We start from the raw sequence: 21,324 nt of genomic DNA on the forward strand, positions 1-21,324 counted from the left end.
CGAAGGCGAACCGATCCACCGCCTCCCGATCCGACAACCCCTCCAGACGTTGCAGCACCATCACCACCGCCACGATCATCGGCGGCACCGACCTGCGGCCGTCCTCGGCGAACAGGTCGGCGAACATCTCATCCGGGAACAGGTTCCGGCATTCACGGTGCAGCACCGCGTAGATCGAGTTCGGCGCGATGCGCCCTTCGACGAAACTCACCGTGGAGGACAGCAACCCCGGCTGCATCGGAGTCTGGCCCACTGCCATCGCTTGATCTCTCCCCACGCCCGGTGACCAACACCGATCACCCTGGCACAAGAGGACAGACCAGCGCGAGAGAGATCAAAAAACACCAGTCACCTAGGAGAGGCGTGGAGCCGCGATGCTCCGCAGCTTCTGACCTATCCGCCCTACCCTAGAGACGATGTGCCTCGGCGAGGGAGCGCGATGAGCAAGGCGACGGATAGCCCCACCTACGTACGGATAGCCGAGGACATCCGCCGCCGCATCCGTGAAGGAGATCCGCCCGCCGGCGGCATGCTGGCCTCTGAAGCAGACCTTGCGCGTACATACGGCGTATCACCTTGCAGAACGATCACTGACAACTGTCGGGCCTTGCCTGTAGCGTCACATCGCAGGCAGTCCGAACGGTTCGAAGGTGATGGATTGCATTCCGTGCGCGATCCACGAAGTGGAAGTCGAAAGGCTGGAGACTGACTTGCTCATTGATCACGGCGCTCAGCAATTTGATGCAGGTGGGGTTGATGGTGCTGGAGGGCTTGATGTGTCGCTGCTGCTCCGCCCTTGCCTACAGGGGCTGCTCGTTGATCACGAAGCAGGATATCGAAAACGGAAGAGACAAGCTGCCGCCGCAGGGCGGGACATTCGTCGTTATCTGATCTACTATCCGAGAGTGCCTCCTAGGTCCGCAAGCGGGAGAGTTGCTCGTGCTCATATCGTCGCGCCTGCTCAACCAAGTCTGTTCGATACTCCCGCCGAACGACTGGAGCGCGCTATGCAATCGGGGACGCGAACTACCTGGTATAGGCGGATGTGGCGGCTGGGTGGAATCGAGGTGACGGATGGATTCTTGCGTGGTCGCCTCGGGTGTGACACGGAAGTGGGAGCGGATAACTGGAGTGAAGAGGAGTTGGACTTTATTCCAACACGGCTTGCCGGTGGCGTAGCGTCACCCTTTGTGATCCGCTTATCTGATTTTGCAATGGTGTTCCAGGTTCGCTCTCCCGTCATCAGAGTAACGTCATTCATCGGAGCTCTCAAGTCGATACTGCGCGAGCAAATGGATCAAAATTGGGACATCGAAACTATCTCTCGAAATCGGTCTTTTCCTGAATGGCGAAGATCGGTGGCTAGAGTAACTCGGCTGCATATTCGCCTTGAACGCCCAAACCCCAATTATGAGGGACGTCCCGATGTCGAGCGCCTGATAGAGCAGATGCGACTATCCTCTGCGACATTGGAGCTTCGGTCGGAGGATGGGATTGAGACAGATACAGATCTTGCTCAACAGCTGTTGGATCATGTGGCTCGCGGGTATGGTCAGGCGTCTGCAGCGGGCACTCGCGGCGCTGGCGATCTTGCTGTGGAGACCGTATGGGAGAGTCAGTTGCACGGAGAGACCTTGATCACCGGGATCAATATTGATCCTGACACAGGTGAAGCAACCTTTGAGGAGTTGTTCGAGGAGGTTGAATCCGTGGAAGTCGGCGAGGAACCCGTGTGACCTTAGGCTGGAGTTATGATGAGCGACGCCAAGATGCGTGTTTCGCTACGAACGCCCAGGCCGGCGCGCTTCGGAAAAGTTGGAAGCATACTGTTGTCTGCGGATTTCATAATTGCGCTTCCCGCTGGTGTCGCAGGTGGCTTGCTCGTTTCGCTCAGCAAGGCCGTTGCTGCACAGGCTTCGACGTTCCTCTTCGGAGCCGCAGCGCTCTTGGGTACGTTGGCCGGAATCGTCATTGCTGCGCACACTATCCTTATCAGTCTGATGAGCCCGGAGTATGTGCTCGTCCTGGAGCGTGCTCAGGGTGGTGTCCGCGCTGTATCGAGGCCATACAAAATCGTCATATGGGCATGCGCCATCGGTGTTCTGCTTGCGCTGTTCGCGGGTCTCGCATGGCCGGCGATTCCCCAGGTCTCCGAGTTGGGCTGGCATCTCGTTCGGGGGGTTGTGTTCGGCGCGCCGACCGCTCTGGGCGTTTACGGCTTGATCGGCGCGGCTCAGCTGGCAGGCCTGAGTGCATTCCACCTTGAGCAGCGAGCGAAGCTCCTCCATACTCTCCGGGAAGCCCGGGTTGGGCTCGGTCGGGATCGCAAAGGCGCGTGAAGATCCGTCGTCTCCCGAAGGCGCGCAGCGGTACCTGAGGTGGGATCGGCGACGCACGCTGAAGGCGATTCTGGAGCAGCGGATCAGGGAGATGCTGAAGTTCGGTGAACCGGCTGGCGGGCATCGGCGCGGAATGGAACATGACGACATGACGGCCACGGCCGACGATTCACGCGCCGATGGGTCGGGCTGCTTCAGCCCATCGGCGGATGAGGCATGCACGGCATGATCCGAGGACTTGTCGCGTTGCCTGGCCGTTCGGTGAGCAGGCGTTCGCTAGGAGGTGACGCAAGCAACTTTCTGTGCTCTCCTGGCCCCTGGCTACTGCGATAGGAAGGGGACCCACTCATGAGTCGGAGCGTGAAACCGAAGTGCACGGGGTGCCTGCGGGATGATCAGATGATCTGGACGAGGTACATCCCGCCGAGCGTCAGGCAGCGTGAGATCCGCAGCGCTCAGGGGCTGTACCCGGCGGGTATGCATCGGTCCACAATCGAGGCGGGCATGGAGTTTTTCTGCAAGTGCGGGGTGTCCGGCACCACAGCCGCACCAGAGGGCTGGGGACCTGACGATCAGGGCGCCTAGCCCACGGCGACAAGGCGATCATGGTCCACAACTGGTCCACAGCCAGCGAGCGTCAACGAGAACGGGCGGGACTCCGTGAGACTGGAGGCCCGCCCGTACCTACGATGTTCGCCCTGGTCAGCGGCCGAAACCGCTGATCAAGATCGAGTGCCCCCTGTAGGATTCGAACCTACGCACCCGGCTCCGGAGGCCGGTGCTCTATCCCCTGAGCTAAGGGGGCTCAACGAGTGATAAGGCTATCAGCTCCCGACCACCACTCGGCACCAGATAAAGCCTCGCGAACACTTCCAGCGAAAACCCGGCGTGACCAGCCCGCTACACGTTAACTTTGCGCCCGTGGGCGAGGTTCTTGGGAAAGTACTGGTCGTAGACGATGACGAGGTCATCCGGCAGCTCATCGCGGTCAACCTGAACCTGGAAGGGTTCGAGGTCGTGACCGCCACAGATGGGCGGGATTGTCTCGAGCGCGTGCGCGACGTCATGCCCGATGTCATCACGCTTGACGTGATGATGCCGTTCCTGGACGGGTGGACGACCGCGCAGCGATTGCGGGCGGAGGAGGACACCAGCCATATCAAGGTCGTGCTGATCACGGCCAGGGCGCAGGACGACGACAAGATCCGAGGGTGGGGGATCGGGGTGGATGCGTATCTCACCAAGCCGTTCGATCCGGCGGAGTTGATTCAGGTCGTGCGGGATCTGGCCGCTGGGGCGCGGGGTTGAGCGCTGAGCGGGCGGCGGGTTAGCTGAAGGGCGGCTCAAGGGGGCGGCCAGGGGTGCGGGCTGGGCTCGCGGCTTCTGGTCGTCCCCTTGCTGGTTTTCTCCGGCGGTCTGGGGCGAGGGGTTTGGTTCGGTCCCGGGATTGGGGAGGCGGAGCGGGAGTTTCCGCTGGGTTGAGGTGAGGGTGCCGGCTTGAGGCGAGGGCGCTGGCTGGTGGTGGGGGCGCTGGCTGGTGGGGGTGTTGGCTGGCGGTGGGGTGTCGGCTGGAGGAGTTCGTACGGCTGCGCAGGCTGATCGGGTTTCTGGCGGGGTTGGTGGACAACCTGGTTGGATTGGCTCATATCGCTCCCGACGCAGGGCGGCGTGACGCTGCTCGACGAGGTGGGGGCGGTGGCTCGGGACGTTCATTGGATGCAGGGTGGGCGGCCGGTGACGGGAGCCAGGAACGGTCAGGAAGGGTACGAAAAGTGCGTAGCTCGATATTTCGGAATCTCGACCCGCAGCAGTTGCCTCCGGGGTTCGCCCTGGAGAACGGCAAGATGTTGCGCGTTCAGCTTCCCCACGAGGTGCTGGCGAAGCAGGGCTCCATGGTCGCCTTCCAGGGGCAGATGGACTTCGACTACGAGGGCTCGGGCGGCCTCGGGAAGATGTTCAAGAAGGCCATGACGGGTGAGGGTGCCTCGTTGATGCGGGTGCGCGGGGAGGGCCTGCTCTACCTGGCGGACAACGCCGACGACATCCACCTGTTCTATCTGGAGAACGAGGGGATCACGGTCAACGGGCGCAATCTGCTGGCCTTTCAGCCGCAGCTCGGCTGGGACATCAATCGGGTGCAGGGGGCCGGGGTGGCGGCGGGCGGGCTGTTCAACACCACGGTGACGGGCACCGGGTGGGTGGCGGTGACCACGCATGGCACGCCGGTGCTGCTGGATGCGGCGCGGATGCCGACGTTCGCCGACGGGCAGTCGGCTGTGTGCTGGAGTTCGGGGTTGCAGGTGGGGGTCAACCGGACGATGAAGGTGGGGGCGTTGATCGGGCGGGGGAGTGGGGAGGCCATGCAGTTGGCGTTCAGGGGGCAGGGGTTCGTGCTGGTGCAGGCCAGTGAGGGTGCTCCCGTGGTGCAGGCCGCCCGCTGATCAGAGGGCGCCGAGGGTGCTCCTGTGGTGCGGGAGTCTCGCTGGTCAGAGGGCGGCGAGGGAGTTGGGCGTTCAGGTGATCAAATGGAAGTAGACAGGTAATTAGCTAATTGCCATAATGCCTATGTGCTGGACGTCGACCTGGTCAAGGCGCTGGCCAATGACAAGAGGCTGCTGATCCTGCAGTGGCTGCGTGATCCTGAGCGCCACTTCCCGCCGCAACGCGACGGCGACCTCGTACGTGACGGCGTCTGCTCGCTCTTCATCGCCGAGAAGCTGAACGTGAGCCAGCCGACCTGCGGCGAGCATCTCAAGGTGCTCGCCAAGGCGGGCCTGATCCGCGGCACCAAGATCAAGCAGTGGGTGTTCTACCAGCGCGACGAGGACCGGATCGCCGCCGCGAAGGAGTTGTTGAGCAGTGACTGGTGAGGAGCCGTACGCCGCCTACGAGCGCCTGATCGCCGACATGGACGCCGCGGGAGCGCGCTACCGGGTGATCGACCACGCCCCCGAAGGCCGGACGGAGCTGGTCAGCGCGTTGCGCGGGAACGACGTGTCGCAGGCCGCCAAGTGCCTGATCGTGATGGTCAAGATCGGTAAGAAGCAGACGCGGCACGTGCTGGCCGTCGTTCCCGGTGACGCGCGGCTCGATCTGCAGGCGGTCAAGGCGCTGCTCGACGGCACGTACGTGGCCTTCGCCAGTACGGAGAAGGCCGAGGAACTGGCGGGCAGCGTGAGCGGGACGGTGCTGCCGTTCAGCTACGATCCCCGGCTTGAGCTGGTGGCGGATCCGTCCCTGCTGGAGCAGCCTGAGCTGTACTTCAATGCGGGCAGGCTCGACCGTTCCGTGGCGCTCGCCACCGACGACTACGTGAAGCTGGCGGCGCCCCGCCTGGCGCCCATCACGAGCAGCAGCAGCAACTAGGCCGCGTCACGAGCGAGCGAACCGAGGTCCCCCCGGGGGCGCGCTGCCAGCACCGCGCCATACGCCGTTCGGCATGAGCAGCATCACGCCCTGAGCAGGCCGGTCGGGATGGGCTTGGACGGCGTCGCCGGGTCGCCCGAGGGGGCGAGCTTGGGGAAGACGAGGTGAGCGCTCATCACCGCGTCCACCCCCGGTGGCACTTGGGCGGCGCGTCGATGCGCTCCCGCCGCCGGCGAGCAAGGAACCAAGCGAGTAAGGAAACCGAGGCCCCGCCGCGACCGACGGGGCCAAGGGCTCACGAGCAAGTGGGCGTAGGAGCGGTGTTGACGCCGTTCCAAGACCCCAGGAACCCGAACGTGGTGGAGGCCCCAGGCGCAAGCACCCCGTTCCACGAAGCGTTGCGCACAGTCACAGCAGCCCCGCTGGCACTGAGCGTGCCACCCCAAAGCTGCGTAACCTGCTGCCCGTTGGCGAAAGTCCAACCCACCACCCAAGCCGACCGAGACACACTCCCGGTGTTCTGAACGGTGACCTCCCCCTGGAACCCTCCCTGCCACTGCCCAGTCATCTTGTACGTAGCCGTGCACCCCCCAGGAGGCGGCGTGACGGTAGAGGTGACGGTCGGCGTAGCAGTGCCACCACCGGCCAGCGCATCGACGACCGCTGGGTACCACTTGTCGGACATCTTCTGGTCGCCGGCGGCGTTCGGGTGCACGCCGTCATAGGTGTCGGTGCTGGTGCTGAAGCCGGTCCACTGGTCCACGACGGTGACGGGCGACTGCGCGGTGGAGGTGGCGGCGGCCCAGGCGGGGATGGCGTTGTTGAAGTTCACGGTGCGCTGAGCACATTCGGCACAGCTCGACGGATTCATCGGAATGATCTTGGCGACGAGGATCTTCATGGTCGGCTTGCTGGCCCGCATCTGGTTGACCAGCGTGGTGAACGCGCTGAGGATCGTCGCCGGCGCGATGTTGCTCCACACGTCGTTGGTGCCGAGGTGCATGATCACGATGTCGGGCTGGGTGGCGGAGAGCCAGCCGGGCAGCAGGTTCTGGTTGGCGATGTTGGTGGCGAGGTAGCCGCCGTGTCCTTCGTTGTCGCCGTCGTGGGCGACCCCGCAGCCCTGCGGCGGGAGGGTGCCGACGAAGTCGATGTTGGTCTGGCCGGCGCTCTGGAGGCGGTTCCACAGCAGGGCCCGCCAGCAGCCGGGGGATCCGGTGATCGAGTCGCCGAGGGGCATGATCCTGATCGGGGCGGCGCTGGCCGTGGCCGTGGTGGCGAATAACACCGCCGCGGCCAGCGCCACCAGCGCGGCCAGCACGGAGCCGGTCTTGCTGCGCATCGTGTGCTCTCCCGTCGTAGGCCTGCGCAGATCGTAGGAGCGGCCGCTCGGAGCGGGAAAGCGTGACGATCATGGCGAGGCTCTGACCTGGGAGGACGGATGTAAGTTTCAGCCGCCGCGGACCACCGCCAGCGGGCAGGGGGCGTGGTGCAGGAGGGCCTGGCTGATCGAGCCGATGAGCATGCCCGCGAGCTGTCCGTGGCCGCGCGAGCCCACGACGAGCAGGTCGGCGCGCCGGGCGGCCTCCTTGAGCACCTCGACGGGGTGCCCGTGCACGACCTCGGCCACGACGTGCACGGTGGGGTGCCGCTCCCGGTGCCCGTTGAGCGACTCCTTCAGGGTGCGCAGGGTGTCCTGCTCGCTCTCGCGGGAGGCGGGCTCGAAGCCGCCGGCGTGCGGCCAGGCCCAGGCCCGCACGGCACGCAGCCTGGCGCCGCGCAGCTCGGCCTCGGTGAAGGCGAACTCGAGCGCGTCGGCGGCGCCGGGCGAGCCGTCCGTCCCTGCCACGACCTCGCCGCGCGGGGAGGCGGGCGGCTCGTGGATGAGGACGACGTCCGTACGCGCGTGCGCCGCGACCCCGTACGCGACGGAGCCGACCAGCAGGCCCCGCACCCCGCCGATGCCGCGGCTGCCGACGACCAGCAGCTCGGCCCCCTCAGAGGCCTTGACCAGCGCGGAGCGCGGGTCGCCGGGGAGCAGCACGCCTTCCAGCGACACCTTTGGCCACACGTGTCGCGCGCGTTCGCAGGCGGCGTTGAGCACGGTCTCGGCGCCGTCGCGCATCCACTGGGCCACCTCGGCGTAGCGGACGGCGCCCTCGCACACCCACTTCGGCACGGCGTGCGCCACGGTCAGCGGCTCCTGCCGCAGCTCGGCCTCGGCGGCGGCCCAGCCGGCGGCCTCCAGCCCGGTACGGGAGCCATCCACCCCTACGACGATCATGACAGCGCGTAACACTCGACCTCGGCGCGGCGGAACGGCACCCCCTGCGCCTCGGAGTCGCGGGCACACCTGCGCTCGGACTTGCTGAGCCGCAGCGTGCCGCAGACGGTGACGCCGGAGTACGTGCGGCAGTCGAGCGCCGGGTCGATCCGGCCGATGCGGTACATGCGCTTGACGGCCGCGCGGCACTTCGCCTTCCCCGTGTCGGCGTAGCGGCACTGGGCGATCAGAGTGTCGTACTGTTCCTGGCTGACTTCGTGCTGACTCATGCCGTCCCCGGCGGCGGCGGTGGCGCCGGACGCGGCCAGCACGACAAGTAGTCCTGCGACAGCGGCGAATCTCTTCATGTTTCCCCTGATGGGGACCGTACCGCTCACGGCGATCGCCAAACCTCCCCGCGCGGGTTTCGGGCGGGGCGGCGCGTGGGTACGATCACCGCCGACCAACGCGGGAGCCCGGTGGAGACCGGGCTGAGAGGACGGCTGACAGCCGCCGACCGCCAGAACCTGCTCCGGATAATGCCGGCGAAGGGAGTTTGCGCGATGTCGAGCGCGCGTTTTTCCAAGGTTTACAGCGGTGAGCTGCGGGTGCCGATGCGTCAGGTGCACCTGTCCAACGGCTCGTCGGTGACGCTGTACGACACTTCGGGCCCGTACACCGACCCCGCCTACGCGCCTGACCTGCGGCGCGGGCTGCCGCACCGGCGCGAGCGGTGGATCCGCGAGCGCGCGGAGCAGGGGCACCCGGTCACGCAGGTCGGGTGCGCCCGGCGCGGGCTGGTGACCAGGGAGATGGAGTTCGTGGCGGTGCGCGAGGGCGTCACCCCCGAGTTCGTACGTCAGGAGGTCGCGGCGGGCCGGGCCATCATCCCCGCGAACGTCAACCACCCCGAGACCGAGCCGATGATCATCGGCCGCGCGTTCCTGGTGAAGATCAACGCCAACCTCGGCAACTCCGCCGTCACCTCCTCCATCGAGGAGGAGGTCGAGAAGATGACCTGGGCGACCCGCTGGGGCGCCGACACGATCATGGACCTGTCCACCGGCGCCGACATCCACGAGACCCGCGAGTGGATCCTGCGCAACTCGCCGGTCCCGGTCGGCACCGTGCCCATCTACCAGGCGCTGGAGAAGGTCAAGGGCCGGCCGGAGCTGCTGTCGTGGGAGGTCTACCGCGACACGCTGATCGAGCAGTGCGAGCAGGGCGTCGACTACGTGACGGTGCACGCGGGAGTGCGGCTGGCGCACGTGCCGCTCACCGCGGGGCGCAAGACGGGGATCGTCTCGCGCGGCGGCTCGATCATGGCCGCCTGGTGCCTGGCGCACCACCGCGAGAGCTTCCTGTACGAGAACTTCGCCGAGATGTGCGAGATCCTGGCCCGCTACGACGTGTCGTACTCGCTCGGCGACGGCCTGCGCCCCGGCTCGATCGCGGACGCCAACGACGAGGCCCAGTTCGCCGAGCTGCGCACGCTGGGCGAGCTGACGGGGATCGCCAGGCAGCACGACGTCCAGGTGATGATCGAAGGGCCGGGACACGTCCCGATGCACAAGATCAAGGAGAACGTCGACCTGCAGCGCGAGCTCTGCGACGACGCCCCCTTCTACACGCTCGGCCCGCTCGTGACGGACATCGCGCCCGGCTACGATCACATCACCTCGGGCATCGGGGCCGCCATGATCGGCTGGTTCGGCACGGCGATGCTCTGCTACGTCACCCCCAAGGAGCACCTCGGCCTGCCCGACAGGGACGACGTCAAGACCGGCGTGATCACGTACAAGATCGCCGCGCACGCCGCCGACCTGGCCAAGGGCCATCCGCAGGCGCAGGCGTGGGACGACGCGCTGTCCGACGCGCGCTTCGAGTTCCGCTGGGAGGACCAGTTCGACCTGTCGCTGGACCCCGGGACGGCCCGCACGTTCCACGACGAGACGCTGCCGGCCGCGCCCGCCAAGACCGCGCACTTCTGCTCGATGTGCGGCCCGAAGTTCTGCTCGATGCGGATCAGCCACGAGATCAGGGACGCCGGGTACGCGGAGAAGGCGGCCGAGTTCCGGCGGCTCGGGGGCACGCTCTACGTGGAGTGACGCATTGTCCAATGTCCAAAGCCGCAGGTCTGGACATAGATGACGTGGTTTCCCGCTCTTGCGGTGGCAACGTGACAGTGAGCCCGGCGCGGCAGGGGCGCCGGGTCTCCCACGACCACAGGAAGAGAGGATCTCTCGTGTCGATCAGCACTCGTGTGGCGGCCGTCGCCGCGGCGTCCGTCGTCGTCGCAGGGCTCGCCGCCACCCCGGCCTCCGCGGACGTGCACCGGGGGGTGGCCGGGTGCTTCGCCTGGTCCTGGGGTGACGGGAACACCTCGGTGACCGTGTACTGGCACAACCGCTGCAGGACCAAGCACAAGATCACCATCAAGTACAGCCTGAGCTGGACCTACAAGACGTACACGGCCACCGTCGGCGGCGGCGGCAAGGGGCACAAGAAGTTCCAGACCGCCTCGATCGTGTCCATCAAGGACTCGGGCCGGGCCTAACCCGGCAGCGTCTCGCCGCCGATCGGGGCCAGGACCTCGCCCGTGTAGTACGACGACAGCCGGTTCGAGGCGAAGAACACGTACGAAGGGGCGATCTCGTCCGGATCGGCCGCCCGCCCCATCGGCACCTGCTTGCCGAAGCTCTCCACCTTCTCCTGCGGCATGGTGGCCGGGATCAGCGGCGTCCACACCGGCCCTGGGGCGACGGCGTTGACCCTGATACCGCGCTCCACCAGGTTCTGCGCCATGGAGTAGGTGAAGGCGTTGATCGCGCCCTTGGTGGCGGCGTAGTCGATGAGCGACTTGTTGCCGCGCAGGCCGTTGATCGACGAGGTGTTCACGATGGCCGCGCCCTCGCGCAGATGCGGGAGCGCGGCCTTCGTGACGCGGTAGTAGCTGTGGATGTTGACGGCGAACGTGTGCTCCCACTGCTCGTCGTCCAGCTCCTCAAGGCCGCTCACCGGCGCCTGGTAGGCCACGTTGTTCACCAGCACGTCCAGCCCGCCCAGCTCGGACACCGTCTGCTCGACGACGGCGGAGCAGTGGGCGCGGTCGGCCAGGTCGCCGGGCAGCAGCACGCAGCGCCGGCCGGTCTCCTCGACCAGCTTGCGGGTGTGCGCGGCGTCCTCGTGCTCCGTGAGGTACGCGATCGCGACGTCCGCGCCCTCCTTGGCGAACGCCACCGCGACCGCCCGCCCGATGCCGGAATCACCGCCCGTGATCAGCGCCTTCTTGCCGCTGAGCAGGTCGCGGCCGACGTAGTCGCGCATCTCGTCGCGCGGCTCCGGCGCCATCTCGCCGGTACGGCCGGGGTAGGGCTGGTTCTGGGGTGGTGGTGTCTGCGCCATGTCCAGCGGCCTGCCCCTGTTCGGGTATGGCTAACGCCAGCTACCGCACGAAACCGTGTGACCTGAGCCAGTCGCGGGCCACCAGCACGGGCACGTCGCCGTCCACGTCCACCTGGGCGTTGAGGTCCTGCATCACCTGGTTGGTCAGCTTGGCGCTGATCGGCGCGAAGATGCGGGCGATCTCCGGGTGCGCGTCGGCGACCGGGCGGCGCATCGTCACCGCCGCGTTGTACTGCGGGAAGAAGTGCCTGTCGTCGTCCAGCAGGACCAGGCCGAGCGCCCTGATCCGGCCGTCGGTCGTGCTGGTCAGGGCCAGCGCGCACTGGCCGCTGGAGATCGCGCTGTACAGGATGCCGACCGCCACCCTGCGGACGTTCCCCCTCGGGACATCCTCGCCGTAGGTCAGGCCGTAGCCCCGCAGCATGCCGAGGAAGCCGTCGTCCCTGCCGAAGGTCTCGTGGTCGACGCAGAACGTGCGCTGCGCCACCGGGATCCTCGTCACGTCGGAGATCTTCGTCAGGCCGTACCTCTCGGCCGTGGCGCGGGTGACGGCGAGCGAGTAGCTGTTGTTCAGCGGGGCGGGCGGCAGCCAGACGATGCCGTTCCTGCGCAGGTCCAGGTCGCGGACGGCCACGTACTGCCCCTGCGCGTCCGGGATCGGGTCGGTCTGGCCCAGGTAGGTGATCCAGGCCGTGCCGGTGTACTCCCACATCAGGTCGGCGTCGCCCCTGGTCAGCGAGGCGCGGGCGTTCACGCTGCCCTGCACGTTGGTCTGGTCGGTCACGTCCGCGCCGGCGGCGGTGAGGGCCAGCACCGCGATCTTGCCGAGGACGAGCTGCTCCGTGAACTCCTTCGACGTCACCCGGATCGGCGCGCCGTCGAGGCCCGGCACCGGGCGGATGCTGCCCGGCTCGACCGGCGGCACGAACGACGACGCGGGCCGCAGCCCGCACGCCGCGACCGCGATGGCGACCGCGACGAGCAGCGTCGCCGCGAGCGTCCTCACGACAGCTCCTTCGGCGAGAGGTAACGCTGCGTGGGGATTCTCACGACAGCCCCTTCGGCGAGAGGTAACGCTGCGCGAGCCCGCCCAGCCAGTCGATGAGCAGCGCCAGCACCGCGATCAGCACGCACCCCGTGATCAGGACCAGGTTCCGCTGTGTGCTCACCCCCGTGGTGATCAGGTCGCCGAGCCCACCCGCGCCGATGAACGCCGCGATGCCCGCCGTGCCCACGTTCAGCACCAGCGTGGTGCGCACCCCCGACAGGATCACCGGCACCGCCATCGGCAGCTCCACCTTGAACAGCACCCCCGCCGCCGACATGCCGATGCCCCGGCCCGCGTCCACCAGCCGCGGGTCCACCTGCTCGATGCCGACCATCGTGTTGCGCAGCGTGGGCAGCAGGCTGTAGGCGAACAACGCGACCACCGCCGTCCAGAACCCGATGCTGAACAGCACCGCCAGCAGCACCACCATGCCCACCGCCGGGGTGGCCTGCCCCAGGTTCACCAGCGACAACACGATCGGCGTGGCGCGGCGCAGCGCCCGCCGGGTGAGCAGCACGCCCAGCGGCAGCGCCACCAGCAGCACCAGCACGGTCGAGAAGAACACCAGCTGGATGTGCTCCCACGTGCGCCTGAGCAGGAACGGCAGGTTCAGCGAGCCCTGCTCGATGCTGTCGAGCGGCACGACCTGCGTGTAGACGACCATCGCCACCGCGACGGCCAGGTAGCACAGCGGCGGCAGGATCACGTGCCACGACCGGCCGATCCCCGGCTCGGGGATGGTCGCCTCCTTGGCCGCCGCGCTCTCGACCGTCACGAGAGCTCGCCCCTGCGCAGGCGGCGCTCCCGCTCGCGGGCCTTGATGGCCTGGATCGCGTTCTGCACCGTGGCCAGCGACAGCGCCCCCGCGTACGCCCGGCGCCTGCCCAGCACCGGCAGGAAGTCGGTGTCGGCGTTGAGCAGCGTCTCCAGGGCGTCCTGCAAGGTCATGCGGTGGCCGATCGAGCCGGTGATCGGGTCGCCGGCCGTGCCGACGGGGCCGTGGCGGCCCTCCAGGTCGGTCTGGGCGACCCACGTCAGCGGGCGGCGCATGCCGTCGAGGATCAGCGCGTACCCGCGGCCGTCGGCCTCGACCTCGCGCAGCAGGTCGCGCGCGTCCATGTCCTCTGTCGCGTACGGCACCTGGTCCAGCTCGATGTCGCCCACCTGGGTCAGGCGCAGCAGCCGCATCGAGGAGCCGCCGCCGAGGAACTGCTCGACGTAGTCGCTGGCCGGGTTGGTGAGGATCTCGGCGGGTCTGGCGTACTGCACGACGTGCCCGGGACGCTGCATGATCGCGATGTGGTCGCCGAGCTTGAGCGCCTCGTCCACGTCGTGGGTGACGAAGACGATCGTCTTGGCCAGCTCCTCCTGGAGGCGCAGCAGCTCGTCCTGGATGCGCTCGCGGCTGATCGGGTCGAGGGCGCCGAACGGCTCGTCCATCAGCAGGACGGGCGGGTCGGCGGCCAGCGCCCTGGCCACGCCGACGCGCTGCTGCTGGCCGCCGGACAGGCGGCGCGGATAGTTGTCGCGGAACGTTCCAGGCTCCAGGCCCACCAGCGTGAGCAGCTCGTCCACCCGCTCGGCGATGCGCGCGCGGCTCCAGCCGAGCATCTTCGGCACCTGAGCGATGTTGGCCGCCACCGTCATGTGCGGGAACAGGCCGGCCTGCTGGATGACGTACCCGATGTGCCTGCGCAGGCGGTCGGGGTCGATGTCGCGGGAGTTCTCGCCGCCGATGAGGATGTCGCCCGAGGTCGGCTCGATCAGGCGGTTGATCATGCGCATGGTGGTGGTCTTGCCGCAGCCGGACGGGCCGAGCAGGACCACGATCTCGCCCGCCGGGATGTTCAGGTCCAGCTCCCGTACGGCCGGCTCGCCGCCGCCGGGGAACGCCTTGGTGACCTTCCGCAGCTCGATCGGCACGCCGCCGCTGGCCTGCCCTGCCACGGATGACGCCCGCTCGATCGGCCCGCCGCCGGCCTGCCCGGTCACGGACGACGCCCGCTCGATCGGCTCGCCGCCGCCGGCTCGCTCAGCCATGGACGGCCCCCGTCGCCGGCGTGGTGAGCCTGCCGAGCAGGACGAAACAGCCGTCGAACAGGAGCGCCAGGATCGCCACCCCGATCGTGCCGGTCAGGGCGGCGTTGACCGCGTTCGCGCCGCCCAGCCTGGCCAGGCCCGAGAAGATCTGCTCGCCCAGACCAGGGCCTGAAACATAGGCGGCCACGGCGGCGATGCCCATCGCGAGCTGCGTGGAGACCCTGATGCCTGTCAGGATCACCGGCCAGGCCAGCGGCAGCTCCACCCTGGCGAGCGACCTGCGGCGGCTCATGCCGATGCCGCGGGCGGCGTCGACCAGCATCGGGTCCACGCCGCGCAGGCCGACCACGGTGTTGCGGATGATCGGCAGCAGCGCGTACAGGACGATCGCCGTCACGCTCGGCGCGACCCCCAGGCCCAGAGGGGGGATCAGCAGGCCGAGCATGGCCAGCGACGGGATCGTGAAGAGCACTCCGGCGGCCGCCGTGGCGAGGGCCGACGGCCTGGGGCGGCGGTAGGTGGCCACGCCGATGAACACGCCGAGGAGGGCCGCGACCAGGACGCACTGGGCGACCATGCTGGCGTGTTGCACGGTCTCGAAGGCGATGAGGTCCCATCGATCCTCGACGTACTCCCACAGGTTCATCCCCGAGAGCTTAACCGAGAGTAGCCGTGCTCAAACGCTCCGGCGTCAGGGCTGGAGGGAGGCGACGAACTGTGACATGCCGGCCAGCCAGCGGTCGGGGTCCTCGGCCTTGCGGCGGGCGTACTCGGCGACCTCGGGGTGCGGGAAAATGTGGAAACGCTCGGCGGCCAGCCCCTCGACGACCGCCGCCGCCACGTCCGCAGGGTCCAGGATCTCGCCGGACGCGCGCACCGCCTTGGCCGTCAGGTGGTCGGTGTCGATGCCGTGCTCCAGCATCGCCGTCCTGACGCCCTGCGGGCACAGGACGCTGACCTTGACGCCCTGGTGGGCGTAGTGGATGGCGACCCACTCGGCGAACGCGACCGCCGCCGCCTTCGACACCGCGTACGGGGCGTCGCCGGGGCAGCTGATCAGGCCCGCGGCCGAGCAGGTGTTGAGCAGGTAGCCGCCGCCCCTGGCCACCATGGAGGGGACGACGGCGCGGGCGGCGTACACGTGGGCCATGACGTTCACCGCGAGCAGGCTGCTCCACTCCTGGGCGGGGGCGTCGAGGCCGTGGCCGCCGATGATGCCGGCGTTGGAGCAGAACAGGTCCACGGGGCCGAACGGGGTGTCGGCGAGTGCGGCCACCTCGGTTTCGGAGGAGACGTCCACGCGTTTCGCGACGGCTCGGGGGCCGATCTCCTTGGCGACCGCGGCGGCGCCCGCCTCGTCGAGGTCGGCCACGACGACGCCGGTGGCGCCTTCTTCGGCGAATCTGAGGGCGAGAGCGCGGCCGATGCCGCCGGCGGCTCCTGTGACGACGACGACCTTGTCCCGTACCAGCATGTGCGCTCTCCGTTCTGGCCCGCCGCTCCTAGAACATGATTCTACTTTGCGCCTCGGCCGGTCACCAGATGAGAGGCTTCTCATCTGGGCCTCAGCGTGGTCTCCTCGAAGGCCGTCAGGGTCGAGCCATGAAACATCGAGGAACGGTGATTCTCCTGGCCCTCCTGGCGGCGGGGGCCGGGGCCATGTCGGTGGGGCTGGTGCGGGCGGCCGACGAGGAGCTCGACCTGGGCGGTCCCGTCGTGGTCTCGCCGTCGTCCTCGCCCAGCGGCGCGAACGCGTCCAGGGCCGTGCGGGGGGACGAGGGCGGGTCCGAGCCCGTACGGACGGATGATGGCGCGTCCGGGCCCGTGCGGACGGATGAGGCGGGCGCGTCGGAGCCGGCGCGAGCAGGGGAGGCGAGCGCTGCGAAGAGTGGGGAGCCGGTCAGGAGTGAGAAGCCGACGCCGCGCAAGGCGAAGGCGGAGCCGGTGCAGCCGCCCTCTCCCCGGCCCGGAGGTGGCGGCGGCGACGATGACGACGATGATGGTGGCGACGATGACGGCGACGACTGATAGGGAGATCGCATGCGGCTGAGCGCCCGTGCCCGGATCGTGGGCTGGATGCTCGTCGTCGTCGGAATCGCCCTGACCGTCGCCGTCTCCGTGACCTGGTCCACCCTGCTCACCCGCCTCGACCACCGGATGGACCTGGAGCTGGGCAACGAGGTAGAGAAGCTGCGGCTGTACGCGGAGAAGGCGTACGAGCCCAAGTCGGGGCAGCCGCTGGTCGACGTCGAGGATCTGCTGATCGGCTACCTCCAGCTCAACGCGCCCGACCGATGGGAGACCTTCTTCAGCATCCTCGACGGCAAGGCGCACAAGATCACCGCGATCCCGCCGCCCGTGCGCCTCGACACCGACGAGAAGCTGGTCGCCCGGATGGCCACGGCCACCCGCGTCGAACGCCACGAGATGGAGACCGGCAAGGGAACGGTCCACTACGCGGTGATCCCGGTGAGCGTGTCAGGAGACGCGCGGCGCGGGCACTTCGTCGTGGCGCACTTCTACGACCTCAACCGCGACGACATCGTCGACGCGGTGGGCGTGCTCGGGCTGTCCGCGCTGGCGGCGATGGGGCTGGCGGGGGCGGCCGGGTGGTTCGTGGCGGGGCAGGTGCTCGCGCCGGTGCGGCTCGTCCGCCAGACGGCGGAGCAGATCAGCGACTCCAGCGACCTGACCCGCCGCCTCGACGTGCCCGGCGACGACGACGTGGCGGCGCTGGCCTCCACGTTCAACCACATGCTCGACCGGCTCGAACAGGCCTTCGTCGTGCAGCGCCACTTCATGGACGACGCCGGTCACGAGCTGCGCACGCCGATCACGGTCATCCGGGGTCACCTGGAGCTGATGAGCGACGACCCCGACGACCGCGCCGAGACGCTCGCCCTGGTCACCGACGAGCTCGACCGGATGAACCGCATCGTCGACGACCTCCTCACCCTCGCCAAGGCGGAGCAGCCGGGGTTCCTCGCGCTGGACAACGTCGAGCTGGCCGACCTCACGGTCAGCGTGGTCGCCAAGGCCCGCGCGCTGGGCGTCCGGCAGTGGCGCGTCGACGACGTGGCCGAGGCGCGCCTGCCCGCCGACCGCCACCGCCTCACGCAGGCGCTCATGCAGCTCGTGGCGAACGCGGTGCGCCACACCGCCGACGGCGACCTGATCGCCGTCGGCTCCGCCGTGCGTGACGGGCGGGTCGAGCTGTGGGTACGCGACAGCGGCCCGGGCGTCGCGCCGGCCGAACGAGAGCGGATCTTCGGACGGTTCGTCCGCGGCGCCGGGCGCACCGGGGCTCATGACGGGGCGGGGCTCGGCCTGGCCATCGTCAGGTCCATCGCCCAGGCACACGGAGGCACGGTGAAGGTGACGGAGGCCCCAGGGGGAGGGGCCTGTTTCGTCATGTCTCTTCCGCTGTGGGAGCTGTGGAGGCTGAAATGAACCGGATATTGATCGCTGAAGACGAGGCCAGGATCGCCTCGTTCGTGGAGAAGGGGCTGCGCGCCAACGGCTTCGTGACCGCCGTGGTGGGCGACGGGGTGGCGGCCTACGACCTGGCGGGAGCGGGCGGGTTCGACCTGCTCATCCTGGACATCGGGCTGCCGCTGAGCGACGGGTTCACGGTCCTGCGGCGGCTGCGGGAGTCGATGGTGACCATCCCCGTGATCATCTTGACGGCGCGTGACAGCGTGAGCGACACCGTGGCGGGGCTGGAGGGCGGCGCCGACGACTACATCGCCAAGCCCTTCGCCTTCGAGGAGCTCCTGGCCAGGGTGCGGCTGCGGCTGCGCGCCGACCGCACGCCCGAGGTGACCGTGCTGCGGGTGTCCGATCTGTCGCTCGATCTGCGGACGCGGCGGGTCTACGTGGGCGACCGGGCGGTTGACCTGTCCACCAGGGAGTTCGCCCTGGCGGAGATCTTCTGCCGCCATCCCGACCAGGTGCTGACACGCGAGCAGCTGCTCAGCCACGTTTGGGGGTTCGACTTCGACCCGGGCTCCAACGTGGTGGACGTCTACGTCCGCTACCTGCGCCGCAAGATCGGCGCCGACCGGATCGAGACCGTACGCGGCACCGGCTACCGCATGAGAGTCGCCTAATCGTCAGCTCACCACCGCTTCACCCCCCACCACCAAGCTGTTCATCGGGAACACTGCGGAAGGAGCGGTTGTGATCACAGGGTTGGCGATGGACCTGGGGGCGATCGTCCTGCTCGCCTACGGCCTCTACTACCGGCGCCACCACCGGCGCGACCTGCTGTTCGCCTACGTGGCGCTCAACGTGGGCATCTTCGCGGTCGTGTCGCTGCTGCTGGTCCAGCGGGTCGACATCGCCGTCGGGTTCGGGCTGTTCGGCGTGCTGTCCATCATCCGGCTGCGGTCCAGCGAGATCACCCAGCAGGAGATCGCCTACTACTTCGTGGCGATCGTGCTGGGCCTGGTCAACGGCATCGCCGCCGCCTGGCCGCTGACGGCGCTGCTGCTGAACGGGGTGCTGCTGACGGTGATGTACGTCGCCGACCACCCCGGCCTGCTGGGGCGCACCAGGCACCAGGTGGTGACGCTGGACGTGGTGCACGCCGACCCGGAGGCGCTGCGGGTGGACCTGGAGAGCCGGTTGCGGGCGCGGGTGCTGCAGTGCGAGGTCACGCAGGTGGACTACGTACGGGACGTGACGGTGGTCGACGTCCGCTACGTGGCGCCGGACACCAGGGTCGGTGTGCGGTGAGGCGGCCTCGCGGGATCGAGGGCGGCGTGCATGGCTGAGCCGTATGCGGACGCGCTGCTCGCGGGGGTCGCCGCCGCGGCGCCGCCGGTCGGGCTTGAGAACGTGCCGGAGCTGATGAGCCGGGTCGACTGCAAGTACCTCGTCACCGCCTCCACCATGGCGCGGCTCGCGGCGGAGCTGGGCGACCGCTTCCTCGCCCTGCAGATCGGCGGGCGGCGGCAGTTCCGCTACAGCTCCACCTACTTCGACACCCCCGGCCTGCTCACCTACCACCAGCATCGCCAGGACCGGCGGCGCAGGTTCAAGCTCCGCACGCGCAACTACCTCGACGGCGGCGGCCAGTGGCTGGAGCTCAAGCTCAGCGGCGCGCGCGGCAGCACCGACAAGCACCGCATCCCCTACGACGGCGTGCCGGGCCACACGCTCACGAGCCAGGCGCTCGACTTCGTCCGCGACACGCTGCTCGGCGAGCTGCGCCTCATCGCGCCCGAGACGCTGGAGCCGGTGCTGACGACCGACTACAAGCGGGTCACCCTCATCGACTGCTCCGGCACGGCGCGGCTCACCTGCGACACGGGGCTGCTGTTCCGCGACGGGCGGCGCAGCACCGCGGCCCGCGGAGACCTGGTGCTGCTGGAGTCGAAGTCGGTCGACGGCAAGGCGCTGGTCGACAAGGTGCTGCGGGGGCTGGGGGCGCGGCCGGTGAGCGTCAGCAAGTACTGCCTCGCGGTCGCTGCCCTGCGCGATCTGCCCGCCAACCGGTGGCACCCGGTGCTGCAGCGCTACCTCACGCACCGGCCGGCGCCCCGGCGGTCGGGGGTGCGCGGGCACTGGTCAGGCGTCATGGCCTCGGATCGAGGCGCGGACGGTCGGAGCGCCTCCTCCGCCGAGCGGCGGCGGAATGTCGGAGGGGGGTGGCATAGTGATCGGCCATGGACGTCGCCAGGTGGCTGTTGATCGACGAATCCGTACGCGACGGAATCACGGAACAGATCCACCTTGCCGTGGCCGCGGGGCGGCACGACTTCGAGCGGGTGGTCCGCGGCGTGGCCGAGACCTGGATGACCGAGGTCGACGACAAGAGCCTGCTGGACGAGGCGATCAGGGATGTCACGGCCGAGGAGTTCGCGGCGCACCTCGCCGCCCAGGACGGGTGGCCCGCCGAGACGGACAGCGATCGGCTGAGCCTGGCGATGGCGGAGCTCTCGATGGCGGGCATCCTGGCCCGGGAGCACTACACGTGCTGCATGACGTGCGGGCTCGCGGAGATCAGGGCGGAGATCAGCGAGCTGTCCGGGGTGCGGGGTTACGTCTTCTACCACGAGCAGGACGCTGAGCGGGCGGTGATGGGCGGAGGCGTCTACCTCGCGTTCGGGCCCAGCGACCTCGAAGGCGAGGGGGACGCCTCGCCGGACGGCAGCATCGGAGACTTGCCGGGCGGGAACATCGGGGACTCGCCGGGCGGGAACATCGGGGAGGAGATCGTCGCGGTGCTGCGGCGGCGGGGGCTGCGGGTGGAGTGGGACGGGGACGACGGGCAGCGCATCCACGTGCACATGAACTGGCGGCGGCGGCGCTTCGGGCCGCTGGCGGAGCATCCCGAGATGGGCGGGCGGAGCGAGCCTGAGGGCGGGTTGCAGGTCAGCTTTTACGACCCTACCTGGGCCGTGCGGGACGAGCCGGTGGTCCTGTCCGCGCGGGAGAGCCGGGACTTACTGCTGTGGCTCACACCGCGTGATGGGAACTTCGCCTGCTACGAGGGGGCGTCGGAGAAGGTCCTGCAGTTCATGTGGCGGGATGGGATGCGGCTCTGGGCGGAGACGCCGGATGTGGCGGGTGGGTGTTCGTACGGGCGGTACGTGACCCTCGATGAAGGGCTGGCGATGATCGCGGTTTTCGCGGAGGAAGATCGGATCGGGCTGGGGGATTTGGGGGACTTGGAGACGGTTTCCTGGTCATAGTGGAAGATCCGAGTTCGCGGTTTCGGACGTAGGGTGCGGCGATTGACACGATTATGGCTAACCGCTATCTATGGGCTAGCCGTTAGGGGAGGGGTGTTACGGCGCTGTGCTGCTTCCTCCGTCTGCCGATGGCCTCGTGGATTACGTCGCCGGATGAGTGAGCCA

24 protein-coding genes, 1 tRNA gene and 1 riboswitch are annotated in these 21,324 nt (G+C 68.5%); of the genes, 14 read left to right on the plus strand and 11 right to left on the minus strand.

The window, feature by feature from the left end; genetic code table 11:
* Positions 1-259, minus strand: a 259-nt coding sequence (locus ABD331_RS60890) for a transposase (RefSeq protein ID WP_486348504.1), incomplete at its 3' end; no start/stop codon positions are given.
* A 394-nt stretch (positions 260-653) separates the two neighbouring features.
* Here ABD331_RS60890 and ABD331_RS06510 point away from each other — a divergent pair.
* Both ABD331_RS06510 and ABD331_RS06515 read left to right on the plus strand, forming a co-directional pair.
* Positions 654-1,736, plus strand: a complete 1,083-nt coding sequence (locus tag ABD331_RS06510; protein ID WP_344471548.1) for a DUF4747 family protein — start codon at positions 654-656, stop codon at positions 1,734-1,736.
* 18 nt (positions 1,737-1,754) lie between these two features.
* Positions 1,755-2,339 (plus strand): hypothetical protein, encoded by a 585-nt coding sequence (locus tag ABD331_RS06515; protein ID WP_344471551.1) that lies wholly within the window; start codon positions 1,755-1,757, stop codon positions 2,337-2,339.
* A 733-nt stretch (positions 2,340-3,072) separates the two neighbouring features.
* Here the strand turns inward: ABD331_RS06515 and ABD331_RS06520 are convergent.
* Positions 3,073-3,144: transfer RNA gene (locus ABD331_RS06520), tRNA-Arg, on the minus strand.
* A 116-nt stretch (positions 3,145-3,260) separates the two neighbouring features.
* Here ABD331_RS06520 and ABD331_RS06525 point away from each other — a divergent pair.
* The 4 genes from ABD331_RS06525 to ABD331_RS06540 all read left to right on the plus strand — a co-directional run bounded on the left by ABD331_RS06525 (position 3,261) and on the right by ABD331_RS06540 (position 5,705).
* A complete protein-coding gene (locus ABD331_RS06525; RefSeq protein ID WP_344471553.1) occupies positions 3,261-3,647 on the plus strand; it encodes a response regulator transcription factor in 387 nt (128 codons plus the stop codon).
* Positions 3,648-4,111: 464 nt separating this feature from the next.
* Positions 4,112-4,780, plus strand: coding sequence for an AIM24 family protein (locus ABD331_RS06530; protein ID WP_344471555.1), 669 nt, complete (start codon positions 4,112-4,114; stop codon positions 4,778-4,780).
* Positions 4,781-4,906: 126 nt separating this feature from the next.
* On the plus strand, positions 4,907-5,209 hold the full coding sequence (locus ABD331_RS06535; RefSeq protein ID WP_344471557.1) for an ArsR/SmtB family transcription factor: 303 nt from the start codon (positions 4,907-4,909) through the stop codon (positions 5,207-5,209).
* On the plus strand, positions 5,199-5,705 hold the full coding sequence (locus ABD331_RS06540) for a YbaK/prolyl-tRNA synthetase associated domain-containing protein (protein WP_344471559.1): 507 nt from the start codon (positions 5,199-5,201) through the stop codon (positions 5,703-5,705). Before ABD331_RS06535 ends, ABD331_RS06540 begins: the two co-directional genes overlap by 11 nt.
* 295 nt (positions 5,706-6,000) lie before the next feature.
* On the opposite strand, the gene ABD331_RS06545 is transcribed toward ABD331_RS06540, so the two are convergent.
* The 3 genes from ABD331_RS06545 to ABD331_RS06555 form a co-directional block, all read right to left on the minus strand.
* Positions 6,001-7,047 (minus strand): cellulose binding domain-containing protein, encoded by a 1,047-nt coding sequence (locus ABD331_RS06545; protein ID WP_344471561.1) that lies wholly within the window; start codon positions 7,045-7,047, stop codon positions 6,001-6,003.
* Positions 7,048-7,155: 108 nt separating this feature from the next.
* Entirely contained in the window at positions 7,156-7,974 is an 819-nt protein-coding gene (locus ABD331_RS06550) for a universal stress protein (protein WP_344471563.1), read from the minus strand.
* 11 nt (positions 7,975-7,985) lie between these two features.
* Complete coding sequence (locus tag ABD331_RS06555; RefSeq protein WP_344471565.1) at positions 7,986-8,336, minus strand: hypothetical protein; 351 nt, start codon at positions 8,334-8,336, stop codon at positions 7,986-7,988.
* Positions 8,337-8,426: 90 nt separating this feature from the next.
* A riboswitch (TPP riboswitch) is annotated at positions 8,427-8,539 on the plus strand.
* Between ABD331_RS06555 and thiC the strand changes: the two genes are divergently transcribed.
* A complete protein-coding gene (gene thiC, locus ABD331_RS06560; RefSeq protein WP_344471567.1) occupies positions 8,532-10,076 on the plus strand; it encodes a phosphomethylpyrimidine synthase ThiC in 1,545 nt (514 codons plus the stop codon). (Overlaps the previous riboswitch by 8 nt.)
* Positions 10,077-10,213: 137 nt before the next feature.
* On the plus strand, positions 10,214-10,525 hold the full coding sequence (locus ABD331_RS06565; RefSeq protein WP_344471569.1) for a hypothetical protein: 312 nt from the start codon (positions 10,214-10,216) through the stop codon (positions 10,523-10,525).
* Here the strand turns inward: ABD331_RS06565 and ABD331_RS06570 are convergent.
* From ABD331_RS06570 to ABD331_RS06595, 6 genes are read right to left on the minus strand one after another with little or no spacing between them, the layout of a single operon-like run.
* Positions 10,522-11,373 (minus strand): SDR family oxidoreductase, encoded by an 852-nt coding sequence (locus ABD331_RS06570; protein WP_344471571.1) that lies wholly within the window; start codon positions 11,371-11,373, stop codon positions 10,522-10,524. The genes ABD331_RS06565 and ABD331_RS06570 overlap by 4 nt on opposite strands.
* A 40-nt stretch (positions 11,374-11,413) precedes the next feature.
* Positions 11,414-12,379, minus strand: coding sequence for a glycine betaine ABC transporter substrate-binding protein (locus ABD331_RS06575; RefSeq protein WP_344471573.1), 966 nt, complete (start codon positions 12,377-12,379; stop codon positions 11,414-11,416).
* A 40-nt stretch (positions 12,380-12,419) separates the two neighbouring features.
* Complete coding sequence (locus ABD331_RS06580; protein ID WP_344471575.1) at positions 12,420-13,196, minus strand: ABC transporter permease; 777 nt, start codon at positions 13,194-13,196, stop codon at positions 12,420-12,422.
* On the minus strand, positions 13,193-14,461 hold the full coding sequence (locus ABD331_RS06585) for a betaine/proline/choline family ABC transporter ATP-binding protein (RefSeq protein ID WP_344471577.1): 1,269 nt from the start codon (positions 14,459-14,461) through the stop codon (positions 13,193-13,195). Before ABD331_RS06585 ends, ABD331_RS06580 begins: the two co-directional genes overlap by 4 nt.
* On the minus strand, positions 14,454-15,107 hold the full coding sequence (locus ABD331_RS06590; RefSeq protein WP_344471579.1) for an ABC transporter permease: 654 nt from the start codon (positions 15,105-15,107) through the stop codon (positions 14,454-14,456). The genes ABD331_RS06585 and ABD331_RS06590 overlap by 8 nt, the downstream gene beginning before the upstream one ends.
* A 45-nt stretch (positions 15,108-15,152) precedes the next feature.
* A complete protein-coding gene (locus ABD331_RS06595; protein WP_344471581.1) occupies positions 15,153-15,935 on the minus strand; it encodes an SDR family oxidoreductase in 783 nt (260 codons plus the stop codon).
* Positions 15,936-16,063: 128 nt separating this feature from the next.
* Between ABD331_RS06595 and ABD331_RS06600 the strand changes: the two genes are divergently transcribed.
* From ABD331_RS06600 to ABD331_RS06625, 6 genes are all read left to right on the plus strand, one after another.
* Positions 16,064-16,489, plus strand: a complete 426-nt coding sequence (locus ABD331_RS06600; RefSeq protein ID WP_344471583.1) for a hypothetical protein — start codon at positions 16,064-16,066, stop codon at positions 16,487-16,489.
* A gap of 12 nt (positions 16,490-16,501) precedes the next feature.
* Positions 16,502-17,911 (plus strand): sensor histidine kinase, encoded by a 1,410-nt coding sequence (locus tag ABD331_RS06605; protein WP_344471585.1) that lies wholly within the window; start codon positions 16,502-16,504, stop codon positions 17,909-17,911.
* Entirely contained in the window at positions 17,908-18,570 is a 663-nt protein-coding gene (locus ABD331_RS06610; RefSeq protein ID WP_344471587.1) for a response regulator transcription factor, read from the plus strand. Before ABD331_RS06605 ends, ABD331_RS06610 begins: the two co-directional genes overlap by 4 nt.
* Positions 18,571-18,658: 88 nt before the next feature.
* The gene (locus ABD331_RS06615) at positions 18,659-19,198 is read left to right on the plus strand and encodes a DUF4956 domain-containing protein (protein WP_344472486.1); all 540 of its coding nucleotides are present in this window, start codon (positions 18,659-18,661) and stop codon (positions 19,196-19,198) included.
* Positions 19,199-19,228: 30 nt separating this feature from the next.
* Positions 19,229-20,155, plus strand: a complete 927-nt coding sequence (locus ABD331_RS06620) for a polyphosphate polymerase domain-containing protein (protein ID WP_344471589.1) — start codon at positions 19,229-19,231, stop codon at positions 20,153-20,155.
* On the plus strand, positions 20,131-21,159 hold the full coding sequence (locus ABD331_RS06625; protein WP_344471591.1) for a DUF6891 domain-containing protein: 1,029 nt from the start codon (positions 20,131-20,133) through the stop codon (positions 21,157-21,159). The genes ABD331_RS06620 and ABD331_RS06625 overlap by 25 nt, the downstream gene beginning before the upstream one ends.
* Positions 21,160-21,324: the final 165 nt, after the last annotated feature.

This window comes from Nonomuraea monospora (assembly GCF_039531895.1).
GTDB classification, from domain to species: Bacteria; Actinomycetota; Actinomycetes; order Streptosporangiales; family Streptosporangiaceae; genus Nonomuraea; species Nonomuraea monospora.